This window comes from Microbacterium sp., from assembly GCF_051953575.1.
In the GTDB taxonomy this organism is placed as follows: Bacteria; Actinomycetota; Actinomycetes; order Actinomycetales; family Microbacteriaceae; genus Microbacterium.
On sequence record NZ_JBQCIP010000108.1, the window covers coordinates 1 to 3,150 of the forward strand.

Sequence of the window (3,150 nt, forward strand, 5' to 3'; positions counted from 1 at the left end):
GGAGTGGACCGCTTCGCCGACAGCGATCAGTGGTCACGACTCGTCACCGGCGAACCCGTGTACCACGACGTCCGCGCCTGGGTGCGCTGCGCCGTCATCGGCCGCATGGATGCCGGGTCGTCCACCGTCATCGCCGCCCACGCGCTCCAGTCGCAGGTCGCGCGCGACGTCACGCCCGGCGAGCCCGGCGACGCCCTGGTGTACCACAACCGCACGTGGCACCGCCTCGGCGAGCACTCCCGCATCGAGTCCTGACCCTGGCGAGTCCTGGCCCGGCGAGTCCCGGCCCGGCAGCCGTGAACCCGGCTCCACCGCCGAGGCCGCCCGCACTCACAGCGACTCCTGAAACTGCCCCGATACGGTCAGACCATGGAAGCGACGCCGCAGCCCCTGTCCGTCCTCACCGAGGAGGGCGTCGCGACCTTCTCACCCGAAGAGCTCCGCGCGATGCGCGACGAGTTCCAGCGGTTCCTCCTGGGCTATCAGTTCGGTCTGCGTGAAGTCGAGACCAAGATCGGCATCCTTCGCGACGAGTTCCACCTGACGCACGACTACAACCCGATCGAGCATGTGTCGAGCCGCGTCAAGTCGCCCGACAGCCTCGTCGAGAAGGTGCAGCGCAAGGGCATCGACGGCGACTTCGACTCGATCCGGCGCCACATCACCGACATCGCCGGCATCCGGGTGACCTGCAGCTTCACGGCCGACGTCTACCGTCTGTTCGACCTGCTGACCGCGCAGGACGACGTGCGGGTCCTTCAGGTGAAGGACTACATCGCGGAGCCCAAGGCCAACGGCTACAAGAGCCTGCACGCGATCCTCGAGGTGCCGGTGTTCCTGTCGACGGGGCGCATCGAGGTGCCCGTCGAGGTGCAGTTCCGCACCATCGCGATGGACTTCTGGGCGAGCCTGGAGCACAAGATCTACTACAAGTACGCGACGCGCGTGCCCGATGAGCTGCTCGAGAGCCTCAAGGACGCCGCGGTCACCGCGGCCGAGCTCGACGCCCGCATGGAGCGCCTGCACCGCCAGATCCGGGGCGCGTCGGCTGCTGCCCCGTCGGCGATGACGGTGCGCGAGATCACGGCGGTCGCCGAAGCGGATGCCGCAGCCCCGGGTTCCGGTGACCCCGGGGTCCGCGCGGTCTGACCCCTAGCTCTCCAGCACGGCGATCGCGCCCGCGATGTAGTCGTCGATCCCGCGCGGGCCGAAGACGGCCACGTTGGCGATGTATCCCTGCGCGAGGGCGGCGATGGAGCGTGCGGCGGAGGCGGCGAGGGCCGCGGCCTCTTCGTCGTTCCCGGCCTGCGCGGACGCCCACGGTCCGATCGCGATCTCGAGCGAGCCGCGGAGGCGGCCCGCGGTCGTCACGAGCTGTTCGCGCAGCCCGGGTTCGACCATGGCCTCGCCCCAGAACTGGAGGACGAGGGCGGCCTTGAGTCCGGCTTCGTCGAACACTCCCAGCATGGCGCGCAGCGCTTCGCGTGGCGGCAGGACGTCTCCTCGCGCTCCGGCCGCTTCGAGTCCGTCGAGCCGGGGGAGCAGGTAGCGGCCCACGATGTAGCGCGCCAGCTCGCCCTTGTTCGTGAAGTGCGAGTAGATCGCGCCGGTCGACAGCCCGGACTCCTCGACGATGTCGGCGATGGACGTGTCGCGCACGCCTTTGCGCTCCAGCACGCGCAGCGCCGCGCGGGCGATCTCGTCGCGGCGGGCCTCCCGATACTCCTCCGACACCTTGGGCATGGAAACAGAATAGCGATTCTGTTATTCTCCAAAACAGAATACCCATTCTTTTTAGGAGGACGCGATGAGCACTCATCGTGCAGACGCGGGCGAACAGGCGCCCGCCCGGCCCACCAAGTGGATCGTCGCCGCGGCGTTCGGCCTGCTCGGCTCGCTCGTCGTCGCGGTCATCGTGATGGCGTTCGTGTGGCCGGCCGCCACCGCGCAGCCGCAGAACCTGCCGGTCGGCATCTCGGGCCCGTCCGAGATGGTGAGCGCCGTCGAAGACAAGCTCGCCGAACAGGACCCGTCGCCGTTCGCGCTGTCGGAGGTGGACGACCGCGACGACGCCGTGAGCCGCATCGAGTCCCGCGAGCTGTACGGCGCGATCCTGCTGGGAGACGAGACCGAGGTGCTCATCGCGACCGCCGCGAGCCCCGTCGCCGCGCAGGCACTCCGCGGCGTCGCCACGCAGCTTCAGGCGCAGATCGATGCGACGGCGCAGACGGCGCTCACCGACCAGCTCACGGCCATCGTCGGGGCGCTGAAGTCCGGGCAGCCGCCGCAGCTTCCCGCCGGGGCGACGGACGGCGCGGCCCCGTCGATCCCGAAGGTGACGGTGACCGACCTCGTGCCCCTCGCCGACGGCGACAAGACCGGCGCCGGGCTGGCGGCATCCGTCTTCCCGATGGTGCTCGGCGGCATGGTCGGCGGCATCCTGCTGACGCTGCTGGTGCAGGGCGTCGTCCGGCGCCTGCTCGGCCTCCTCGTGTTCGGGGTCGTCGCCGGCGCGCTGATCGCACTCGTGATGCAGACGTGGTTTGGCATCCTCACGGGGGACTGGCTGCTCAACGCTGCCGTGCTCGGACTCGGCGTCACCGCGACCTCGTCGCTGATCGTCGGCCTTGCCGCGCTGATGGGCCCTCCCGGCATCGGAGTCGGCGCCGTCATCACGATGTTCATCGCCAACCCCATCGCCGGCGCCGCGACGCCGCCGCAGTTCCTGCCCGAGCCGTGGGGCGCGGTCGGCCAGTTCTTCGTGCCCGGCGCGTCCGCGAACCTGCTGCGCTCGGTGATGTACTTCCCGGATGCCGCGACGGGCGCCCAGTGGATCATCCTCGGCGCCTGGACTCTCGCCGGAGTGCTCCTGGCTCTCGTCGGTCACTACCGCAACCGTGCCGAGGTGACCCCGCCGGTCCGGCAGCTGGAGGCCTGAGCCTTCGGGGAGGGCGGGTGGCGGCATCCGTCCCTCCCCCTGTTCGCGGTCGACGCGACGCGCCTCGGGCAGGGGCCCCGCGTCGCTAGTCTGATCGCGTGGAAGACGTGCATCCGCTGACCCTGCTGATCATCCCGCTGCTGGCGGTGCTGGCGCCCCTGCTCGCCCGCGGGCTCGGGCGCTGGGTCCGCATCCCGGTGGTCGTGTTCGAG

At 70.4% G+C, this 3,150-nt stretch carries 4 protein-coding genes; 3 read left to right on the forward strand and 1 reads right to left on the reverse strand.

Going from position 1 to position 3,150, the window contains the following annotated elements; translation table 11 throughout:
* A partial coding sequence (locus tag ACTHNQ_RS07080) for a flavin reductase family protein (RefSeq protein WP_440332324.1) occupies positions 1-255 on the forward strand: 255 nt, incomplete at its 5' end.
* A gap of 114 nt (positions 256-369) precedes the next feature.
* A complete protein-coding gene (locus ACTHNQ_RS07085) occupies positions 370-1,149 on the forward strand; it encodes a GTP pyrophosphokinase (protein WP_440332326.1) in 780 nt (259 codons plus the stop codon).
* 3 nt (positions 1,150-1,152) lie between these two features.
* Here ACTHNQ_RS07085 and ACTHNQ_RS07090 read toward each other — a convergent pair whose 3' ends face one another.
* Positions 1,153-1,743 carry a TetR/AcrR family transcriptional regulator gene (locus tag ACTHNQ_RS07090; protein WP_440332328.1) on the reverse strand — a complete coding sequence of 197 codons (591 nt, stop codon included), beginning with the start codon at positions 1,741-1,743 and terminating at the stop codon, positions 1,153-1,155.
* 64 nt (positions 1,744-1,807) lie between these two features.
* Here ACTHNQ_RS07090 and ACTHNQ_RS07095 point away from each other — a divergent pair, with 64 nt between their 5' ends.
* Entirely contained in the window at positions 1,808-2,938 is a 1,131-nt protein-coding gene (locus ACTHNQ_RS07095) for a hypothetical protein (protein ID WP_440332330.1), read from the forward strand.
* Positions 2,939-3,150: the final 212 nt, after the last annotated feature.